Below are 16,362 nucleotides of genomic sequence, written 5' to 3'. Positions count from 1 at the left end.
GCTGGGGAGCAAATAAAAACAGCGCGGCTGGCGGGCCGCGCTGTCTGGGAAGTTGCTTTCTTACATATTTGGGTAGTTCGGACCGCCGCCGCCCTCCGGCGTCACCCAGACGATGTTCTGGGTCGGGTCCTTGATGTCGCAGGTCTTGCAGTGGACGCAGTTCTGCGCGTTGATCTGCAGCCGGTCGCCGCCGTCGTCCTGCTTGACGAATTCATACACCCCGGCCGGACAGTAGCGCGCCTCCGGACCGGCATACTGCTGCAGGTTGACGTCCACCGGCACGCTCGGGTTTTTCAGCGTCAGATGGATCGGCTGGTCTTCCGCGTGGTTGGTGTTGGAGATAAACACCGACGACAGCCGGTCGAAGGTCAGCTTGCCATCCGGTTTAGGGTAGGTGATCGGCGCGAACTGCGCGGCCGGCTTCAGGCACTCGTGGTCGGCGTGCGAGTGGCGCAGCGTCCACGGCGCCTTGCCGCGGAAGACGATCTGGTCGATGCCCACCATCAGCGAGCCCAGATACAGGCCTTTGTTCAGCCACGGCTTGACGTTGCGCGCGACGTGCAGCTCCTCGTGCAGCCACGACTGTTCAAACGCGACCGGGTAGGACGCCAGCTCATCGCCCTGACGGCCGGCGCCCAGCGCCTCGAACACCGACTCGGCGGCCAGCATGCCGGACTTGATCGCGGCGTGCGAGCCCTTGATGCGGCTCATGTTGAGGAAGCCGGCGTCGCAGCCGATCAGCGCGCCGCCCGGGAACACCAGCTTCGGCAGCGATTGCAGGCCGCCGGCGGTGATCGCCCGCGCGCCGTAGGAAATACGCTTGCCGCCCTCCAGGAAGGGACGGATTTCCGGGTGGGTCTTGTAGCGCTGGAATTCCTCATACGGCGACAGGTAAGGATTTTCGTAGTTCAGGCCAACCACATAGCCGACCATCACCTGGTTGTTTTCCAGGTGGTACAGGAAGGAGCCGCCGTAGGTGTGGCTGTCCAGCGGCCAGCCGGTGGTGTGGATCACCAGGCCCGGCTGGTGCTTGGCCGGATCGATTTCCCACAGTTCCTTGATGCCGATGCCGTACGATTGCGGGTCTTTGCCCTTGTTCAGGTCGAACTTGGCCATCAGCTGCTTGCCGAGGTGGCCGCGGGCGCCTTCGGCGAACAGTGTGTATTTGCCGTGCAGCTCCATGCCGAGCTGGAATTCCGGGCCGGCTGTGCCGTCGCGTTTGACGCCCATATTGCCGGTGGCGATGCCTTTGACCTGGCCGTCGTCGGTGTAAAGAATCTCGGCGGCGGCGAAGCCGGGGAAGATCTCGACGCCCAGCGCTTCGGCCTGCTGGCCCAGCCAGCGCACCACGTTGCCCAGCGAGATCACGTAGTTGCCGTGGTTCTCGAAGCACTTCGGCAGCAGCATGTTCGGGGTTTTCAGAGACCCGGTTTCGGTCAGGAACAGTACGCGGTCCTCGGTGACCGGGGTGTTCAGCGGCGCGCCTTTTTCCTTCCAGTCCGGAATCAGCTCGGTCAGCGCTTGCGGGTCCATCACCGCGCCGGACAGGATGTGCGCGCCCAGTTCGCCGCCTTTTTCCAGCACGACGACCGAGACTTCGCGGCCTTGTTCAGCGGCCAGCTGCTTGATCTTGATCGCCGCCGACAAGCCTGCCGGGCCGCCGCCGACGATCACGACGTCGTATTCCATCGCGTCGCGCGGGCCGTACTGTTCTACTAGGGTTTGGGGCTGAGTCATGGTCTGTTGTTATAGTGGTGTTTGGTGAATGAGAAAAATTTTAGCACGAGTGTGCTTCTTTTTCGTCAGGAATGCAATTGTGGCGCCATTGTCTTCGACATTATTAGACACCGCAATCTAATACTGGAGATTTGTGTAATCATTATGTTTAGACACCTCAATCCGTAACACAGGGAGCAGTCCGTGGGCATAGAAGTCAATTTTGAAGGAAAGATCGCGCTGGTGACCGGCGCTTCGAGCGGCCTCGGGGCCCGTTTCGCCAAGGTGCTGGCGCAGGCCGGCGCACAGGTGGTGCTGGCCTCGCGTCGCAGCGAGCGGCTCAAGGAGCTGCGCGCCGAAATCGAGGCCGAGGGCGGCGCCGCGCATGTGGTCAACCTGGACGTGACCGACTACGCCAGCATCAAGTCGGCCATCGCCCATACCGAGACCGAGGCCGGCCCGATCGACATCCTGGTCAACAATTCCGGCGTGTCGACCACCCAGCGGCTGGTCGATGTGACGCCGGAAGACTACAACTTCATCATGGACACCAATCTGCGCGGCGCGTTTTTCGTCGCGCAGGAAACCGCCAAGCGCATGATCGCCCGCGCCAAGGGCGATCCGACCAAGGCGCACCGCATCATCAATATCGCCTCGGTGGCCGGGCTGCGCGTGCTGCCGCAGATCGGCGTGTACTGCATGAGCAAGGCCGGCGTGGTGCAGATGACCAAGGCGATGGCGGTGGAGTGGGGCAAGTACGGCATCAACACCAACGCCATCTGCCCCGGCTATATTTCGACCGAGATCAACGAGGAATATTTCGCCACCGAGCAGGGCCAGAAGCTGGTCGCCATGCTGCCGCGCAAGCGTCCCGGCAAGCCGGAAGACCTGGACGGCCTGCTGTTGCTGCTGGCCGGCGAGGACGCCAACTTCATTAACGGCGCCATCATTTCCGCCGACGACGGCATGACGGCGACCTAGCGTTGCACGCCCGCCAGCTTGTGCACCAGCTCGGACGAGGTGGCGGCCGAGAATTTGCGCATCAGTCTGGCGCGGTGCATTTCCACCGTGCGCGGGCTCAGGTCCACCTGGCGCGCGATGGTCTTGCTGGTTTTACCCTCGACCAGCAGCGCGGCGATTTCGCGCTCGCGCGGCGTCAGCTCGGCGGTGACCGGACGCTTTTCGCTGACATCCTCGAAGGTCCAGATGCCGGCACCGAGCGGCACGCCGGCCTGCATCGCGTGGCCGGTGACGTGGCACCAGAACAGCTCGCCGTCGGCGCGGCGCATGATGCGCTCGTCGGAATAGCGCCCCTTGGCGTTCATGATGGGGATGATGCGGTCACCGGTGCGCAGGAATTCGTCCAGCGTCGGATACAGTGCCAGGAACGACAGCCCGTCCAGCTGCGCGCGCGTGTAGCCGAACATGGCGGCCAAGGCCTCGTTGCAGGTCTGGATGGTGCGGTTTTCCGAAATGCACATGCCGACCGGCGCATGCAGGAAAATCGCTTCATAATCAATGATCGGCTGGGCGGGCATGAATGGATGAGCGGTGAGGGCAGGTATTTCTACGGTATTGAACTTTTGACGGGCGTATTCTATGCTGGATCGCCGTATCGCTGACGTATTTAACAACGTTGGCAGAGCACACGCAACATAAACATAAGGGACAGCTATGAACAAGATCTATCCTGACGCCGCCGCCGCCCTGGCCGGCGTCGTGCAAAACGGCCAAACCATCGCCGTCGGCGGCTTCGGCCTGTGCGGCATCCCGGAAGCGCTGATCGGCGCCTTGCGCGAGTCCGGCGTCACCGGCCTGACCGCCATCTCCAACAACGCCGGCGTCGACGGCTTCGGCCTCGGCCAGTTGCTGGAAACCCGCCAGATCAAAAAAATGATCGCCTCCTATGTGGGCGAGAACAAGGAATTCGCGCGCCAATACCTGGCCGGCGAGCTGGAGCTGGAATTCACGCCGCAGGGCACGCTGGCCGAGAAGCTGCGCGCCGGTGGCGCCGGTATTCCTGCCTTCTTCACCAAGACCGGCGTCGGCACCATCGTCGCCGACGGCAAGGAAATCCGTGAATTCGACGGCGAGCAATACGTGATGGAGCGGGCGCTGGTGGCCGATGTGGCGCTGGTCAAGGCGTGGAAGGCCGACAAGGCCGGCAACCTGGTGTTCCGCAAAACCGCGCGCAACTTCAATCCCAACGCGGCCATGGCCGGCAAGGTCTGCATCGTCGAAGTCGAGCAACTGGTCGAGACCGGCGAGATCGATCCGGACCACGTGCATCTGCCGAGCATCTACGTGCATCGCATCGTGGTCAACGCCACGCCGGAAAAACGCATCGAGCAGCGCACCATCCGCGCCGCCCACTAAGCATATCGGAGACACAAATCATGGCATGGACTCGTGATGAAATGGCCGCGCGCGCGGCGCAGGAACTGCAGGACGGATATTACGTCAACCTGGGCATCGGCCTGCCGACGCTGGTGGCCAACTACGTGCCGCAAGGCATGGAAGTGTTCCTGCAATCGGAAAACGGCTTGCTCGGCATCGGCCCGTTCCCGACCGAGACGGACATCGACGCCGACCTGATCAACGCCGGCAAGCAGACCGTGACGGCGCTGCCGGGCGCCGCCTACTTTAGCTCGGCCGACTCGTTCGGCATGATCCGCGGCGGCAAGATCAACCTGGCCATCCTGGGCGCGATGCAGGTGTCGGAACACGGCGACCTGGCCAACTGGATGATCCCGGGCAAAATGGTCAAGGGCATGGGTGGCGCGATGGACCTGGTGGCCGGCGTGAAAAAAGTGGTGGTGCTGATGGAGCACGTGGCCACCGCCAAGGACGGCAGCACCTCGCACAAGCTGCTGCCGAAGTGCGACCTGCCGCTGACCGGCGTTGGCGTGGTCGATCTGGTCATCACCGACCTGGGCGTCATGGAGGTGACCGATGGCGGCCTCAAGGTGACCGAGCTGGCGCCGGGCGTGAGCAAGGAGCAGATCCAGGCCGCCACCGGCGTCAAACTCGACTTCTCGGCGCTGTAAGCGTCATCAGCGAGATGCCGCGATAGCGGCGCTTGTAGACCACCACCGCCGTGGCGACCAGGATGACTACCACGGCGGCGGTCAGCAAATCCTGGCCGCCATGCGTTTGCACCGCCGGCTGGCTGGAGATCATGGTCGCGGCGGAAAATTTCTTGGCGGAGTAGCGGGCGCCGATCACCAGTTCCTGGTTGTTGATGGCGTTCACCAGATACAGGCCGTAGCCGCCCGGGTGCACCGTCATTTTCCCATCCCGGTAGACAAACGCGCGGCGTTCCTCGCCGATGCGGATGCTGCCAACCACGTGGCCGGCGTTGTTGACGGCGGTGGCGAAGCTGTCGCCGTAGCCGATCAGCACGCCGAGGTCGGTCATGCGGCCGCGCTCCCATACGAACGCGTGCCAGCGCCGTCCGGCGGTTTCCGCCGCGCCCACCACCACGCCGTGGTCGTTGACGGCGCTGGCGCCGCTCAGCCTTCCGCCCAGCGTGCCGAGATCCCGCATGGCGCCGTTTTGATACAGGAAGGCGTGACGATAGCCATCGGGCAGGGCGGCGGTGCCGACAATGTCACCGTGTGCGTTGATACCGGCCGCGTAGCTGATCTTGCCACCCAGCGTGCCGAGATCGACCGCGTCGCCGCCGCCGTCACTGCGGAAGGCGCGGTAATAACCGTCGCTGGTGTCGGCGTAGCCGGCCACCTGGCCGCGATCATTGATGGCGGCGCCGTAGCTGCTGTTGCCGCCCAGCGTGCCGAGGTCGCGCATGACGCCGCCATGCGGGACGACGAAGGCGCGCCAATGGCCGGCGGCGTTCTGTGCCGTGCCGACCACATCGCCGTGCTGATTGATGTCCCGGCTGTAGCTGTCGCTGCCGCCCAGCGTGCCCAGTTCGACCGGGCGTCCGTCGTACAGCACCGCGCGCTGGCGGCCACTGTCTTCGACGATAATGCCGGTCATCTGTCCGCGTGCGTTGATGTCGACGGCGATGCTTTCTTCGTCGCCGCGCGCTCCCAATGTCAGATCCGCCATGCTGCCTCCCGATATCAAATATAAGAAGAACTGCAACTCCCGTGCCACCGGTATTGTGCGCCTGAGCAGCGGCAAAGTGTGCGGAAATGAACGCCGGCGCTGTCCGTAAATGAACAAAAGCCCCGGCATCGCTGCGCGGGGCTTTTGGTTGGGTGAGGCCGGACTTAGCGGACGGCGGCCGCCGGGTCCATCGGTTCCAGCTCAGCCGCGGTGACGGTCGAGCCTGGATTGTTCAGCTCGGCGTTCAGCTTGTCGCGGTCCAGCTCTTTTTCCCAGCTGGAGACGACCACGGTGGCGACGCCGTTGCCGACGAAGTTGGTCAGCGCGCGGCATTCGCTCATGAAGCGGTCGATGCCCAGGATCAGCGCCATGCCGGCCACTGGAATCGTCGGCACCACGGCCAGCGTCGCCGCCAGGGTGATGAAGCCGGCGCCGGTGATGCCGGACGCGCCTTTCGAGGTCAGCATCGCCACGCCGAGGATGGTCAGTTCCTGCCACAGCGTCAGCTCGGTGTTGGTGGCTTGCGCAACGAACAGGGCGGCCATGGTCATGTAGATGTTGGTGCCGTCCAGGTTGAACGAGTAGCCGGTTGGCACCACCAGACCCACGACCGGCTTGGAGCAGCCCAGGCGTTCCAGTTTGGTCATCAGCGAAGGCAGCGCCGATTCCGACGAGCTGGTGCCCAGCACGATCAGTAGTTCTTCCTTGATGTACTTGATGAACTTGATGATCGAGAAGCCGGTGTACTTGGCGATCATGCCCAGCACGATGAAGACGAACAGGAAGCAGGTCAGGTAGAACGAACCCATCAGCTTGGCCAGCGGGATCAGCGACGCCAGGCCATATTTACCGATGGTGAAGGCCATCGCGCCGAACGCACCGATCGGCGCGGCTTTCATGATGATGTTCACGACACCGAAGATCACGTGCGAGATATCGTCGATGAACTTGGTGATCGGACGGCCGCGCTCACCCATCAGCGACAGCGAGAAGCCGAACAGGATGGCGATCAGCAGCACTTGCAGAATGTCACCCTTGGCGAACGCATCCACGAAGGTCTTCGGAATGATGTTCATCAGGAAGTCGATGGTAGTCAGGCCTTCGGCGTGGGTGTACTGCGCGATCGCCTTGGTGTCCAGGTGGGCGGGATCGGCGTTGAAGCCGGCGCCCGGTTTCAGCACGTTGGCGACCACCAGGCCGATGGCCAGGGCGATGGTCGAGACGATTTCGAAGTACAGCAGCGCTTTGCCGCCGACGCGGCCGATTTTTTTGACGTCCTGCATGCCGGCGATACCGGCCACGACGGTGCAGAAGATCACCGGCGCGATGATCATTTTGATCAGTTTGATGAAGCCATCACCTAGCGGTTTCATGGCCACGGCGTCGGTGGGCAGGTACACGCCCAGCAACACGCCGCAGACAATGGCGAACAGGACCTGTATGTACAGGACTTTATAGAATGGTTTTTTCACGGGGTCTCCTCGTGTCGTGGTTCGTCTGAGGAGTGCATCATCGCGCAGGCGGACAGATATCACTATTGTGGAAACCCGCAAATTCGCGCCAGTGATATCTGTCTTGGGTAAGGGATACTACTTATAATTGTTTATTGAGCAACCCAGCCGCCGTCCATATTCCACGCCACGCCGCGCACCTGCTTGGCGGCGTCGGAGCACAGGAACACCGCCAGCGCGCCCAGTTCCTCCGGCGTGACGAACTCGCCGGACGGCTGTTTGTCGGCCAGCAGCGCTTTTTTGGCCTGCTCGTTGGAGATGCCATCCTTGGCGGCGCGATCGTCCACCTGCTTCTGCACCAGCGGCGTCAGCACGAAACCGGGGCAGATGGCGTTGACGGTGACGCCGGTGGTGGCGGTTTCCAGCGCGTTGGCCTTGGTCAGGCCGAGCAGGCCGTGCTTGGCGGCGACATAGGCCGACTTGCCGGCCGAGGCCACCAGACCGTGGGTCGAGGCCAGATTGATGATGCGACCCCAGTTCTGCGCGCGCATGCGCGGCAGCACCAGGCGCGACGTGTGGAAGGCCGAGGTCAGGTTGATGGCGATGATCGCGTCCCATTTCTCGACCGGGAATTCCTCGACATTGGCGACGAACTGGATGCCGGCGTTATTGACCAGCACATCGACGCCGCCGAACTTGTCGCCAGCGAACTGGATCATGGCCTCTATTTGCGCCGGCTTGGTCATGTCGGCGTTGTGATAAGTGACCTGCACGCCGAATTCCCTGGCCAGGTCGAGCTGCAACTGTTCGATCTCCTTGGCGTCGCCAAAGCCGTTCAGCACCAGGTTGGCGCCCTCGGCCGCCAGCGCGCGGGCGATGCCCAAACCGATGCCGGATGTGGAACCGGTAACCAACGCGGTTTTACCGCTCAAAGTCTTGTTTGCCATACTGTCCTCTACAGGGTTGATGATCGAAGGTGCGCTGCGCTACACTTTAATAGAATTTTAACCACTACGCGGTAAAATGGCGTTTCTGCACATCAAGGAAGTCGCATGCTTGAAGCCAAAATAAAGTCTGTTCAATGCCTGTCGCTGGCCGGCTTGCACCGCATGTCGTACAAAGAATGGGGCGATGCGAGCAATCCCAACGTGCTGCTGTGCGTGCATGGCGTGACCCGCGTCGGCGACGACTTCGACACCATGGCCCGCGCGCTGGCCGCCGACTACCGCGTGATCGCGCCCGACATCGTCGGCCGCGGCCGCTCCGACTGGCTGAAGAATCCCCAGCTCTACGTCATCCCACAGTATGTCAGTGATATCGTAACCTTGCTCGCACGCGTGCTGCCAGATCCCGAAAGTCAGAAGGTCGACTGGTTCGGCACCTCGATGGGGGGGCTGATCGGCATGGGCCTGGCCTCGCTGCCGGACAACCCGATCCGCAAGCTGGTGCTGAACGACATCGGCCCGACGCTGGCGCCGCAAGCCATGCAGCGCATCGGCGACTACATCGGCCAGGACCTGCGCTTCGACAGTTTCGAGGCCGGCGCGCAGTTCGTGCGCGACGTCTCGGTCTCGTTTGGCGAGCACACGCCCGAGGAATGGCGCAAACTGGCCGCCGATGTTTTGCGCCAGGACAAGGACGGCAAGTGGGGGCGCCATTACGATATGGGGCTGGCCGCGCCGTTCCGCGCCGTCACGCCGGAGCGCGCCGCCGCCGACCAGGCCATGCTGTGGGCGGCGTATGACGCCATTCGCTGTCCGACGCTGCTGGTGCGCGGCGCCGAGTCCGACTTGCTGTCGCGCGACACCGCGCTGGCGATGACGCAGCGCGGTCCCAAGGCGCAACTGGTCGAAATTCCGAAGGTCGGCCACGCGCCGACCTTCGTCCACGACGATCAGATTCAAATAGCAAAGCAATTCCTGTTAGGTTAATACGTATGGAAATCAAACGACTGCATGTGGGCAAGCGCCTGTCCGAGGTGGCGATTCACAACAACACCGTGTACCTGGCCGGCCAGGTGGCCGAACAGAGCGACGCCGACATCCAGGGCCAGACCCTCGAGGTGCTGGGCCACATCGACCGTCTGCTGGCCGAAGCCGGCAGCGACAAGACCTGCATCCTCAGCTGCCAGATCTACCTCAAGGACCTGGCCGACTTCGCCGGCATGAACGAGGCGTGGGACGCCTGGGTACCCCAAGGCCACACGCCACCGCGCGCCACCGTGCAGGCCCAGCTGGCCGATCCGCAGTGGCTGGTGGAGATCGTCGTCACCGCCGCGCAGCGCTAGGAGCATCATGGTATCGACCACCTCGCTGACCAGTGCCACCTCGGAGCAACTGGTCCAGGGACTCACGCCCGACGAAAGCGCCCGCATGCTGGCGGCGCTGGAGTTTGCCAGCACCGCCTACGCCGACAAGCAATGCAGCAGTGGCCAGGGCGCGCTCGACTTCGCCGTCGGCGTGGCCAGCACGCTGGCCTTTCTCAGCACCGACATCGAAACCCGCATCGCCGGCCTGCTGTTCGAGCTGACCGTGCTCGATACCGACCAGGCGGCGGTGATCGAGCCGCGCTTCGGCGCCGGCGTCAACGAACTGGTGTCCGGCGTGCGCCAGCTGATCCGTCTGCGCGAGCTGACGCAGCATCAGAGCGCCGCCGCTGGCGCCGCCGGGCCGGGGCGTGGCCGCAACGCCCAACAGATGGCCGTCGCGCAAGTCGAAACGCTGCGCAAGATGTTGCTGGCGATGGCCTCCGACATGCGCGTGGTGCTGGTGCGGCTGGCCTCGTGCGTGACCACGCTGCGCTACTTTGCCGACATCAAGCTGTTCAACGACGTCACCTGCGCCTACGGGCGCGAAACGCTGGACCTGTACGCGCCGCTGGCCAACCGCCTCGGCATCTGGCAACTGAAGTGGGAGCTGGAAGACTTGTCGTTCCGCTTCATCGAGCCGGAAACCTACAAGCGCATCGCCAAGATGCTGGAAGAAAAGCGCATGATGCGCGAAGGCTTCGTCACCAACGCCATCGCCCGGCTGCAATCAGAAATGGCGGCGGCGGGCATTCAGGCCGAGGTGTTTGGCCGGCCCAAGCACATCTACTCCATCTGGAGCAAGATGAAAGGCAAGGAGCTCGACTTCACCGATTTGTACGATGTGCGCGCCTTCCGCGTCATCGTCGCCGACGTCAAGACCTGCTACACCGTGCTGGGCGTGGTGCACAACATCTGGACGCCGATCCCGAAAGAATTCGACGACTACATCTCGCGTCCCAAGCCGAACGGCTACCGCTCGCTGCACACGGTGGTGACGGCCGAGGATGGCCGGCCGCTGGAAGTGCAGATCCGCACCCAGGAAATGCACAGCTTCGCCGAATACGGCGTGGCCGCGCACTGGCGCTACAAGGAAGAGGGCGGCTCCAACTTCCAAGGGCAGAAGTACGACGAAAAAATCGCCTGGCTGCGTCAGTTGCTGGCGTGGAAAACCGACGTCGCCGACGCCGTGGTCGGCCAGGAAGAACAGCAGCGCGAATGGGTTGAAAAGCTCAAGGCCGCCGCGCTGGACGACCGCATCTTCGTGCTGACGCCGCAGGCGCGCGTGATCGAGTTGCCGGTCGGCGCCACGCCGATCGACTTCGCCTATCACCTGCACAGCGATGTCGGCCACCGCTGCCGCGGCGCGCGGGTGGACGGCATCATGGTGCCGCTGAACACGCCGCTGAAAAACGGCCAGACCTGCGAAATCATCACCGCCAAGGGCGCGCCCGGCACGGCTGGCCCGTCGCGCGACTGGCTCAGCGACGAATACACGGTGGCGGCGCGCACGCGCTCCAAGATCCGCGCCTGGTTCCACGCCATCGATATGCAGGAAACGCTGTCGCATGGCCGCGCCATGGTCGAGAAAACGCTGCAGCGCGAAGGCAAGACGGCGGTCAACCTCGAAGCACTGGCCAACAAGCTCGGCTTCGCCAAGGTGGACGACCTGTTCCTGTCGGTCGGCAAGGACGAATTCAGCCTGCGTCATATCGAACAGGCGCTGCACGACAGCGGCGAGCCGGCCGAGCCAGTGGACGAGGTATTCCTCGGCAAGAGCCGCGCGTCGAGCGTGGAGCAGGGCGCCAAGTCGGGCGTGCTGGTGGTGGGCACGGATGGTTTGATGACCCAACTGGCCAAGTGCTGCAAGCCGGCGCCGCCGGACGGCATCGTCGGCTTCGTCACGCGCGGCAAAGGCGTGTCGATCCACCGCGCCACGTGCAAGAACTTCGCCGAGATGCGCGCCAAGGCGCCGGAGCGGGTCATCGTCACCGAATGGGGCCGCGCCGGTGCCGACACCGTCTACCCGGTCGACATCTTCATCCTGGCCAACGACCGTCAGGGGCTGCTGCGCGACATTTCCGAAGTCTTCTCGCGCGAAAAGATCAACGTCATCGGCGTCAACACGCAATCGGCCAAAGGCTATGCGCGCATGACCTTCACGGCCGAAATCGGCGCGACCGCGCAGTTACAAAAAGCCCTGAACGCCATCGCCGAAGTCACCGGCGTCCAGGAAGCCCGCCGCGCTTAAAAACGGGTGTCAGGTCTGCCATTCGCACACAGGCTCAACTGCGGAGCAGTTGAGCCTGTGTGCGAATGGCAGACCTGACACCGGAATTAGACGTGTGCTTGCAGGGCGGCTTGTACGGCGGGCCGCTGGGCGATCCGTTGTTGGTAGGCCGCAACGGCCGGCCATCGGCTTGTTTCAATGGCGAAGAAGCTGAACCATCCCAACACGGTGTACAGATAGGCATCGGCAACGGTGTACGCCGCGCCAAGCAGGTTGGCGCGTTCGCGTAGCGTTTCTTCCAGTACGGCCATGCGCCGGAACAGGCGTTCGCGGAAGATGGTCTGCGCCGACTCCGGCAAGTCCCGATTGAACAGCGGCGCCACGCCGGCGTGGATCTCGCTGGTGATGAAGTTCAGCATCTCTTGCAGTCGCACGCGCGGCCACGTTCCGGCCGGCGGCGCCAGTCCCGCCGACGGTTTCAAGTCCGCCAGATATTGGATGATGGCGGGGCCTTCGGTCAGCACCTCGCCGTTATCCAGCTCCAGCGCGGCAACGTAGCCTTTTGGATTGATGGCGCGGAAATCGCGGTCGTCCGCAGTACGTTTGGTCTGGTTGTCGACCTTGATCAGTTGGTGCGGCAGTTCCAGCTCTTTCAGCACGATCAGCGGTGACAGTGAACAGGTGTGCGGTGCGTAATACAACTTCATGGCGGCTCCTTGATGGGTGAGCCGACACTGTATGCCCGCCTCGGTACACTGTAAAATTAATGCTCAAGAAACGAGCTATCAGTTTATCTAATGATGAATTTATCCCACTGGCGGTTGCTGATCGCGGTGGCCGACTTGCGGAATATTTCGCGCGCGGCCGATCATGTCGGCATATCGCAGTCCGGCGCCAGCCAGGCCATCGCGCAGATCGAGACGGCGCTGGGCGGCCAGCTGTTTGTGCGGGCGCGGCGTGACGTTGTGGTCACCGCGTTTGGTGAGCAGGTCTTGCGACACGCGCGCGCGATGCTGACGCAGTTCGAGGCGATTCGTGCGCTGGCCGACGCTGGGCGGGGATTGAATACCGGGCGCATCCGCCTGGCCACTTTTCCGTCGGTGCTGGGAACGCTGTTGCCGCCGATGCTGTCGGCATTCAAGCGCCGCCATCCCGGCATCGATGTGGTGGCGCTGGAAGCCACGGACGACGAGGTTGAAACCTGGCTTGCCGAGGAGACGATCGAGTTGGGCGTGGTGCTGAATCCCGCGCCGGAACGCGGGGCCTTGATTATCGGCCGTGATTCCTGGGTGGCGGTGCTGCCGTCGCGGCATCGACTGGGCCGGCAGTCCAGCGGGCAGGGAGTGACGCTGGCCCAGTTGGCCGACGAGCCGTTCGTGCTCGCCACCGGCGGCTGCACGGTGCACGCGCAGAGTCTGGCGGCGGAGCAGGGTGTGACGCTATCCAATATCCGGGTGACGGTACGGGATTTGGCCAGCGCGGCAGTGCTGGTTCGCGAGGGGCTGGGCGTGGCGGTGATACCGCAGTCCGCGCTGCCTGAGGACCAGCGTGGCCTGCGGGTGATGTCGTTGCAGCCGCCCGTGTACCGCGAGTTTGGCCTGGTGTGTTCCCGGACCGGCCGCGCATCGCCGGCGGTGCAGGCGTTTCTGCGGGAGTTATGACGCCATCGTCTGACTGATGCGCTGGGCGATGGCCTGTGCCAGCAGGTGGACGTGGTAGCCGTCGATGAAGCCATGATGCGCTTGCACCGCCATTGTCAGGCTGAGCTTGCCGTCGGGGCGCGGTGCGCTGTAGCGCCCCCACGCCAGCGACGGGATGTCGTAGCTCTTGTGCTCGTAGATCGGATGCTCGATCGCCGACAGCTTCAGCCACGGCATGCAGGTGATGTAAATATTGCGGCGCTGCTGGTAGTCGTCGAGGTCTTCGGCGGTGTTGATCAGTTGGATGGTGGTTTCGGCCTCCTTGGCCGACGCCACGCTGCGCGCGATGAATTCCCGCAGATCGTCGGTCATGACAAAGCGCGCGAAATTCAGGTTCTGGTCCTGGTTGATGACGGTGTAAGACGCCCAGAAATCGTCAATCTTGATGACCTCACCCTGGTAGATGCGGTACATATAATTGTCGATGCCTTTGAGCGCGTGCAGCACGTGGTACAGGAAGAAGTGGAAGCTCGGCAGCTTGTGCTGCTTGCAATACGGCCGGAAATCCGGCACTTCCAGTTCGAAGCTGAGGTTGACCAGCGGGTTTTCGAACGACGCAAAGGCGTTGTATCGGTCGCGGCGTTTTTCAAAATTCTGCATCAGATAGGCGGCTTATTTTATGGGCGCCAACATTATAGCCAGAATGTCTTCCAGGATAGCCGCAGAGCGCCTTTGGCCGTAGCCCTTGCCGTAGGCGCTGGAGGTAATGACGACCACCGACTTCAATGCCGGTATTACATAAATCTTGTTGCCGCCGTTGCCCGAGGCGAAGTGGACCACGATATCGCGGTCGCCGACGTGGTGGCTTTTCTGATACCAGAAATAGCCGTAATGGTCGGCATAGGGATCAAGGCCGGCGAGCAGCACGCGCGGCGCCAGCGCGGCCTCCAGCCAGCCGGCGCTGATGACGCGGCGGCCTTTGAACACGCCCTGGTCCAGCACCATCTGTCCGATGCTGGCCAGGTCGCGCGTGCGCAGGAAGAGGTTGCCCTGGCCCTTTGGATGGTTGGTGGCGTCGCGCAGCCATTTCCAGTGCCGGATGCCAAGCGGCGCGAACAGTGCCGTGCGCGCGAAGTCCTCCAGATCCTCGCCGGTGGCTTGCTCGACCGTGATGCCGGCGATGTAGGCGGTCAGCGAATTGTAACGATAGCGCGTGCCGGGCACGGTCGCGGCCGGCGTGGCCAGCGCGAACGCCACCGGATCGGCGGCGTCGTCCATTTTGTCCTCATTGCCCGGCGAGGCGGGATCGTCGTCGACGGCGGCCAGGCCGGAGCGCATGGTCAGCACCTGGTCCAGCGTGACACCCGCCAGCGCTGTGCCCTTGGCGGCTGGCCACAGCCGGTCGATGCGGTCCTGCGCGCTGAGCTTGCCGCGATCGGCGGCGGCGCCGGCCAGCAGGGCGGTGATGCTCTTGCCGGCCGAGCGGATGTCGTGCAGTGTGTCGGCCTGTTCGCCGTTGTAGTAGCGTTCGGCGACGATGGCGCCCTCACGCATCACCAATACGCTGCGCAGGTCGCGATGCTCGTCACTGTCGCGGCGCGCCAGCGCTTCGCTTAGCGGTTGCGCCGGCGCCTGGCTGGCAACCATCAGCAGCGCGCACAGAACAAGTTTCATGGCAGGCGCGGCGCGGCCGCGACTTCCGCTTGCAGCGTGATGTGGTCAATGCCGTGTTTTTCCAGCAGCATGGCCTTGATAGCGTGCAGGATCGCCGGCCAGCGCTCCAGTTCGGTGATCTCGATATGGCCGATCAGCGCCGGCTGGCCGGGCGACATGTCCCACACATGCAGGTCGTGCACCGAGCAGACGCCGTCGATTTGCTCCAGGTCGGCGCCGACGCTGAGGTAGTTGATCTCCTCCGGCACGCCGCCCATCAGGAAGTGGTAGGACTCGCGCAGCACGCCGACCGTGGATTTCAGAATCAGCAGCGCCACGAACAGCGACAGCAGCGGGTCGATCTGCATCCAGCCGGTGTAGTAAATCACCGCGCCCGACACCAGCGCCGCCACCGAGCCCAGCAGGTCGCCCAGCACGTTGACCAGCGCCGCGCGGGTGTTCATATTGCTGTCGCCGCGCGATAGCAGCCACGCCAGCAGCAGATTGATCAGCAGGCCCAGCGCGGCGACGATGAACACGGTGGCGCCGTGCACTTGCTCCGGGTGGGCGAAGCGCGAGATCGCTTCATAGGTGATCCAGCCCACCAGCGCGAACAACACCAGGCTGTTCACAAACGCCGCCAGCGCCTCGGCGCGGCCAAAGCCGAACGAGTGGCGCGCCGAAGGCGGGCGTTTGGCGATCAGCTGCGCCAACAGCGCCAGTCCGAGCGCGGCGGCGTCGGTGACCATGTGGCCGGCGTCTGAAATCAGCGCCAGCGAATTGGACATGAAGCCGGTCACCACCTCCACCACCGCGAAGCCCAGCGTCAGCGCCAGCGACCACGCCAGCACCGATTGGCTGCGCTGCACCGTGTAATGTTTGTAGTGGGCGTCGCCGGCGCGGTGTTCGTGCAGGTGGGCGGAAGGCGAGGTGGTGTCTGCTTGCATGGGCTTGTTGTTGAGGATGAGTAGATGAATGGCGACAGTGTAATGTAAGCCAGAACGCCACGCTTTTGCATCTTCATAGGGGAAATAGAAATGTTTCCCATGATTACCCTTGTTTTTCTCCGAATCGCTCTCTATAATGCTGGTCTTCGGGCGGTTAGTTCAGCTGGTTAGAATACTTGGTCGACATCCAAGGGGTCGGGGATTCGAATTCCTCACCGCCCACCAGATTACGCAGTACAATTTATGCAGTACCCACGGGCGGTTAGTTCAGCTGGTTAGAATACTTGGTCGACATCCAAGGGGTCGGGGATTCGAATTCCTCACCGCCCACCAGAATATGTAAGAGCGA

At 63.2% G+C, this 16,362-nt stretch carries 16 protein-coding genes and 2 tRNA genes; 9 read left to right on the top strand and 9 right to left on the bottom strand.

The genetic code is table 11. The features are described from left to right. Positions 1-60: 60 nt before the first annotated feature. The gene (locus GTP44_RS18430) at positions 61-1,689 is read right to left on the bottom strand and encodes an electron transfer flavoprotein-ubiquinone oxidoreductase (RefSeq protein WP_161020607.1); all 1,629 of its coding nucleotides are present in this window, start codon (positions 1,687-1,689) and stop codon (positions 61-63) included. A 231-nt stretch (positions 1,690-1,920) separates the two neighbouring features. Here GTP44_RS18430 and GTP44_RS18425 point away from each other — a divergent pair, with 231 nt between their 5' ends. Continuing rightward, positions 1,921-2,697, top strand: coding sequence for an SDR family oxidoreductase (locus GTP44_RS18425; protein WP_161020574.1), 777 nt, complete (start codon positions 1,921-1,923; stop codon positions 2,695-2,697). Here the strand turns inward: GTP44_RS18425 and GTP44_RS18420 are convergent. Next, positions 2,694-3,254 (bottom strand): PAS and helix-turn-helix domain-containing protein, encoded by a 561-nt coding sequence (locus GTP44_RS18420; protein WP_161020573.1) that lies wholly within the window; start codon positions 3,252-3,254, stop codon positions 2,694-2,696. The two genes, GTP44_RS18425 and GTP44_RS18420, sit on opposite strands and share 4 nt — an antisense overlap. Positions 3,255-3,390: 136 nt before the next feature. On the opposite strand from GTP44_RS18420, the gene GTP44_RS18415 reads away from it, so the two are divergent. Both GTP44_RS18415 and GTP44_RS18410 read left to right on the top strand, forming a co-directional pair. Next, complete coding sequence (locus tag GTP44_RS18415) at positions 3,391-4,092, top strand: CoA transferase subunit A (RefSeq protein ID WP_161020572.1); 702 nt, start codon at positions 3,391-3,393, stop codon at positions 4,090-4,092. A gap of 20 nt (positions 4,093-4,112) precedes the next feature. Continuing rightward, the gene (locus GTP44_RS18410; protein WP_161020571.1) at positions 4,113-4,763 is read left to right on the top strand and encodes a CoA transferase subunit B; all 651 of its coding nucleotides are present in this window, start codon (positions 4,113-4,115) and stop codon (positions 4,761-4,763) included. Here GTP44_RS18410 and GTP44_RS18405 read toward each other — a convergent pair. The 3 genes from GTP44_RS18405 to GTP44_RS18395 all read right to left on the bottom strand — a co-directional run bounded on the left by GTP44_RS18405 (position 4,738) and on the right by GTP44_RS18395 (position 8,185). Then, positions 4,738-5,787, bottom strand: coding sequence for an HAF repeat-containing protein (locus GTP44_RS18405; protein ID WP_161020570.1), 1,050 nt, complete (start codon positions 5,785-5,787; stop codon positions 4,738-4,740). The two genes, GTP44_RS18410 and GTP44_RS18405, sit on opposite strands and share 26 nt — an antisense overlap. 164 nt (positions 5,788-5,951) lie before the next feature. Continuing rightward, positions 5,952-7,259, bottom strand: coding sequence for a dicarboxylate/amino acid:cation symporter (locus GTP44_RS18400; protein ID WP_161020569.1), 1,308 nt, complete (start codon positions 7,257-7,259; stop codon positions 5,952-5,954). Positions 7,260-7,390: 131 nt separating this feature from the next. Next, positions 7,391-8,185 (bottom strand): 3-hydroxybutyrate dehydrogenase, encoded by a 795-nt coding sequence (locus tag GTP44_RS18395; RefSeq protein ID WP_161020568.1) that lies wholly within the window; start codon positions 8,183-8,185, stop codon positions 7,391-7,393. Positions 8,186-8,290: 105 nt separating this feature from the next. On the opposite strand from GTP44_RS18395, the gene GTP44_RS18390 reads away from it, so the two are divergent. The 3 genes from GTP44_RS18390 to GTP44_RS18380 are packed head-to-tail and all read left to right on the top strand — an operon-like array spanning position 8,291 to position 11,794. Beyond that, a complete protein-coding gene (locus GTP44_RS18390) occupies positions 8,291-9,169 on the top strand; it encodes an alpha/beta fold hydrolase (RefSeq protein WP_161020567.1) in 879 nt (292 codons plus the stop codon). 5 nt (positions 9,170-9,174) lie between these two features. Then, on the top strand, positions 9,175-9,525 hold the full coding sequence (locus GTP44_RS18385; RefSeq protein WP_160990153.1) for a RidA family protein: 351 nt from the start codon (positions 9,175-9,177) through the stop codon (positions 9,523-9,525). Between the two features lie 7 nt (positions 9,526-9,532). After that, entirely contained in the window at positions 9,533-11,794 is a 2,262-nt protein-coding gene (locus GTP44_RS18380) for a RelA/SpoT family protein (protein WP_161020566.1), read from the top strand. An 86-nt stretch (positions 11,795-11,880) separates the two neighbouring features. Here GTP44_RS18380 and gstA read toward each other — a convergent pair whose 3' ends face one another. After that, a complete protein-coding gene (gstA, locus tag GTP44_RS18375) occupies positions 11,881-12,480 on the bottom strand; it encodes a glutathione transferase GstA (RefSeq protein ID WP_161020565.1) in 600 nt (199 codons plus the stop codon). A 90-nt stretch (positions 12,481-12,570) separates the two neighbouring features. On the opposite strand from gstA, the gene GTP44_RS18370 reads away from it, so the two are divergent. Beyond that, positions 12,571-13,434, top strand: coding sequence for a LysR family transcriptional regulator (locus GTP44_RS18370; RefSeq protein ID WP_161020564.1), 864 nt, complete (start codon positions 12,571-12,573; stop codon positions 13,432-13,434). Here GTP44_RS18370 and GTP44_RS18365 read toward each other — a convergent pair. Genes GTP44_RS18365 through GTP44_RS18355 form a run of 3 tightly spaced genes read right to left on the bottom strand, consistent with a single transcriptional unit; the run spans position 13,429 to position 16,013 of the window. Beyond that, positions 13,429-14,073 carry a CatA-like O-acetyltransferase gene (locus GTP44_RS18365; RefSeq protein WP_161020563.1) on the bottom strand — a complete coding sequence of 215 codons (645 nt, stop codon included), beginning with the start codon at positions 14,071-14,073 and terminating at the stop codon, positions 13,429-13,431. The two genes, GTP44_RS18370 and GTP44_RS18365, sit on opposite strands and share 6 nt — an antisense overlap. Before the next feature lie 12 nt (positions 14,074-14,085). Further along, positions 14,086-15,087 carry a serine hydrolase domain-containing protein gene (locus tag GTP44_RS18360; protein ID WP_202424138.1) on the bottom strand — a complete coding sequence of 334 codons (1,002 nt, stop codon included), beginning with the start codon at positions 15,085-15,087 and terminating at the stop codon, positions 14,086-14,088. Then, a complete protein-coding gene (locus tag GTP44_RS18355) occupies positions 15,084-16,013 on the bottom strand; it encodes a cation diffusion facilitator family transporter (RefSeq protein ID WP_161020562.1) in 930 nt (309 codons plus the stop codon). Before GTP44_RS18355 ends, GTP44_RS18360 begins: the two co-directional genes overlap by 4 nt. A gap of 148 nt (positions 16,014-16,161) precedes the next feature. Between GTP44_RS18355 and GTP44_RS18350 the strand changes: the two genes are divergently transcribed. Continuing rightward, positions 16,162-16,238, top strand: a tRNA-Val gene (locus GTP44_RS18350). 31 nt (positions 16,239-16,269) lie between these two features. Next, positions 16,270-16,346: transfer RNA gene (locus tag GTP44_RS18345), tRNA-Val, on the top strand. The last annotated feature ends 16 nt before the right edge of the window (positions 16,347-16,362 follow it).

The sequence above is a fragment of the Duganella lactea genome (assembly GCF_009857505.1).
In the GTDB taxonomy this organism is placed as follows: Bacteria; Pseudomonadota; Gammaproteobacteria; order Burkholderiales; family Burkholderiaceae_D; genus Rugamonas; species Rugamonas lactea.
The sequence above is the reverse complement of the archived record's forward strand: the minus strand, read 5'-3'. Positions and strand labels throughout refer to the sequence as shown.

Bases quoted from the DNA above. Each gene is read 5' to 3' on its own strand.
- GTP44_RS18395 (WP_161020568.1), bottom strand. From the start codon at position 8,185: ATGGCAAACAAGACTTTGAGCGGTAAAACCGCGTTGGTTACCGGTTCC.
- GTP44_RS18365 (WP_161020563.1), bottom strand. From the start codon at position 14,073: ATGCAGAATTTTGAAAAACGCCGCGACCGATACAACGCCTTTGCGTCG.
- GTP44_RS18420 (WP_161020573.1), bottom strand. From the start codon at position 3,254: ATGCCCGCCCAGCCGATCATTGATTATGAAGCGATTTTCCTGCATGCG.
- GTP44_RS18405 (WP_161020570.1), bottom strand. From the start codon at position 5,787: ATGGCGGATCTGACATTGGGAGCGCGCGGCGACGAAGAAAGCATCGCC.
- GTP44_RS18360 (WP_202424138.1), bottom strand. From the start codon at position 15,087: ATGAAACTTGTTCTGTGCGCGCTGCTGATGGTTGCCAGCCAGGCGCCG.
- GTP44_RS18415 (WP_161020572.1), top strand. From the start codon at position 3,391: ATGAACAAGATCTATCCTGACGCCGCCGCCGCCCTGGCCGGCGTCGTG.
- GTP44_RS18385 (WP_160990153.1), top strand. From the start codon at position 9,175: ATGGAAATCAAACGACTGCATGTGGGCAAGCGCCTGTCCGAGGTGGCG.
- GTP44_RS18410 (WP_161020571.1), top strand. From the start codon at position 4,113: ATGGCATGGACTCGTGATGAAATGGCCGCGCGCGCGGCGCAGGAACTG.
- GTP44_RS18430 (WP_161020607.1), bottom strand. From the start codon at position 1,689: ATGGAATACGACGTCGTGATCGTCGGCGGCGGCCCGGCAGGCTTGTCG.
- GTP44_RS18390 (WP_161020567.1), top strand. From the start codon at position 8,291: ATGCTTGAAGCCAAAATAAAGTCTGTTCAATGCCTGTCGCTGGCCGGC.
- GTP44_RS18355 (WP_161020562.1), bottom strand. From the start codon at position 16,013: ATGCAAGCAGACACCACCTCGCCTTCCGCCCACCTGCACGAACACCGC.
- gstA (WP_161020565.1), bottom strand. From the start codon at position 12,480: ATGAAGTTGTATTACGCACCGCACACCTGTTCACTGTCACCGCTGATC.
- GTP44_RS18380 (WP_161020566.1), top strand. From the start codon at position 9,533: ATGGTATCGACCACCTCGCTGACCAGTGCCACCTCGGAGCAACTGGTC.
- GTP44_RS18370 (WP_161020564.1), top strand. From the start codon at position 12,571: ATGATGAATTTATCCCACTGGCGGTTGCTGATCGCGGTGGCCGACTTG.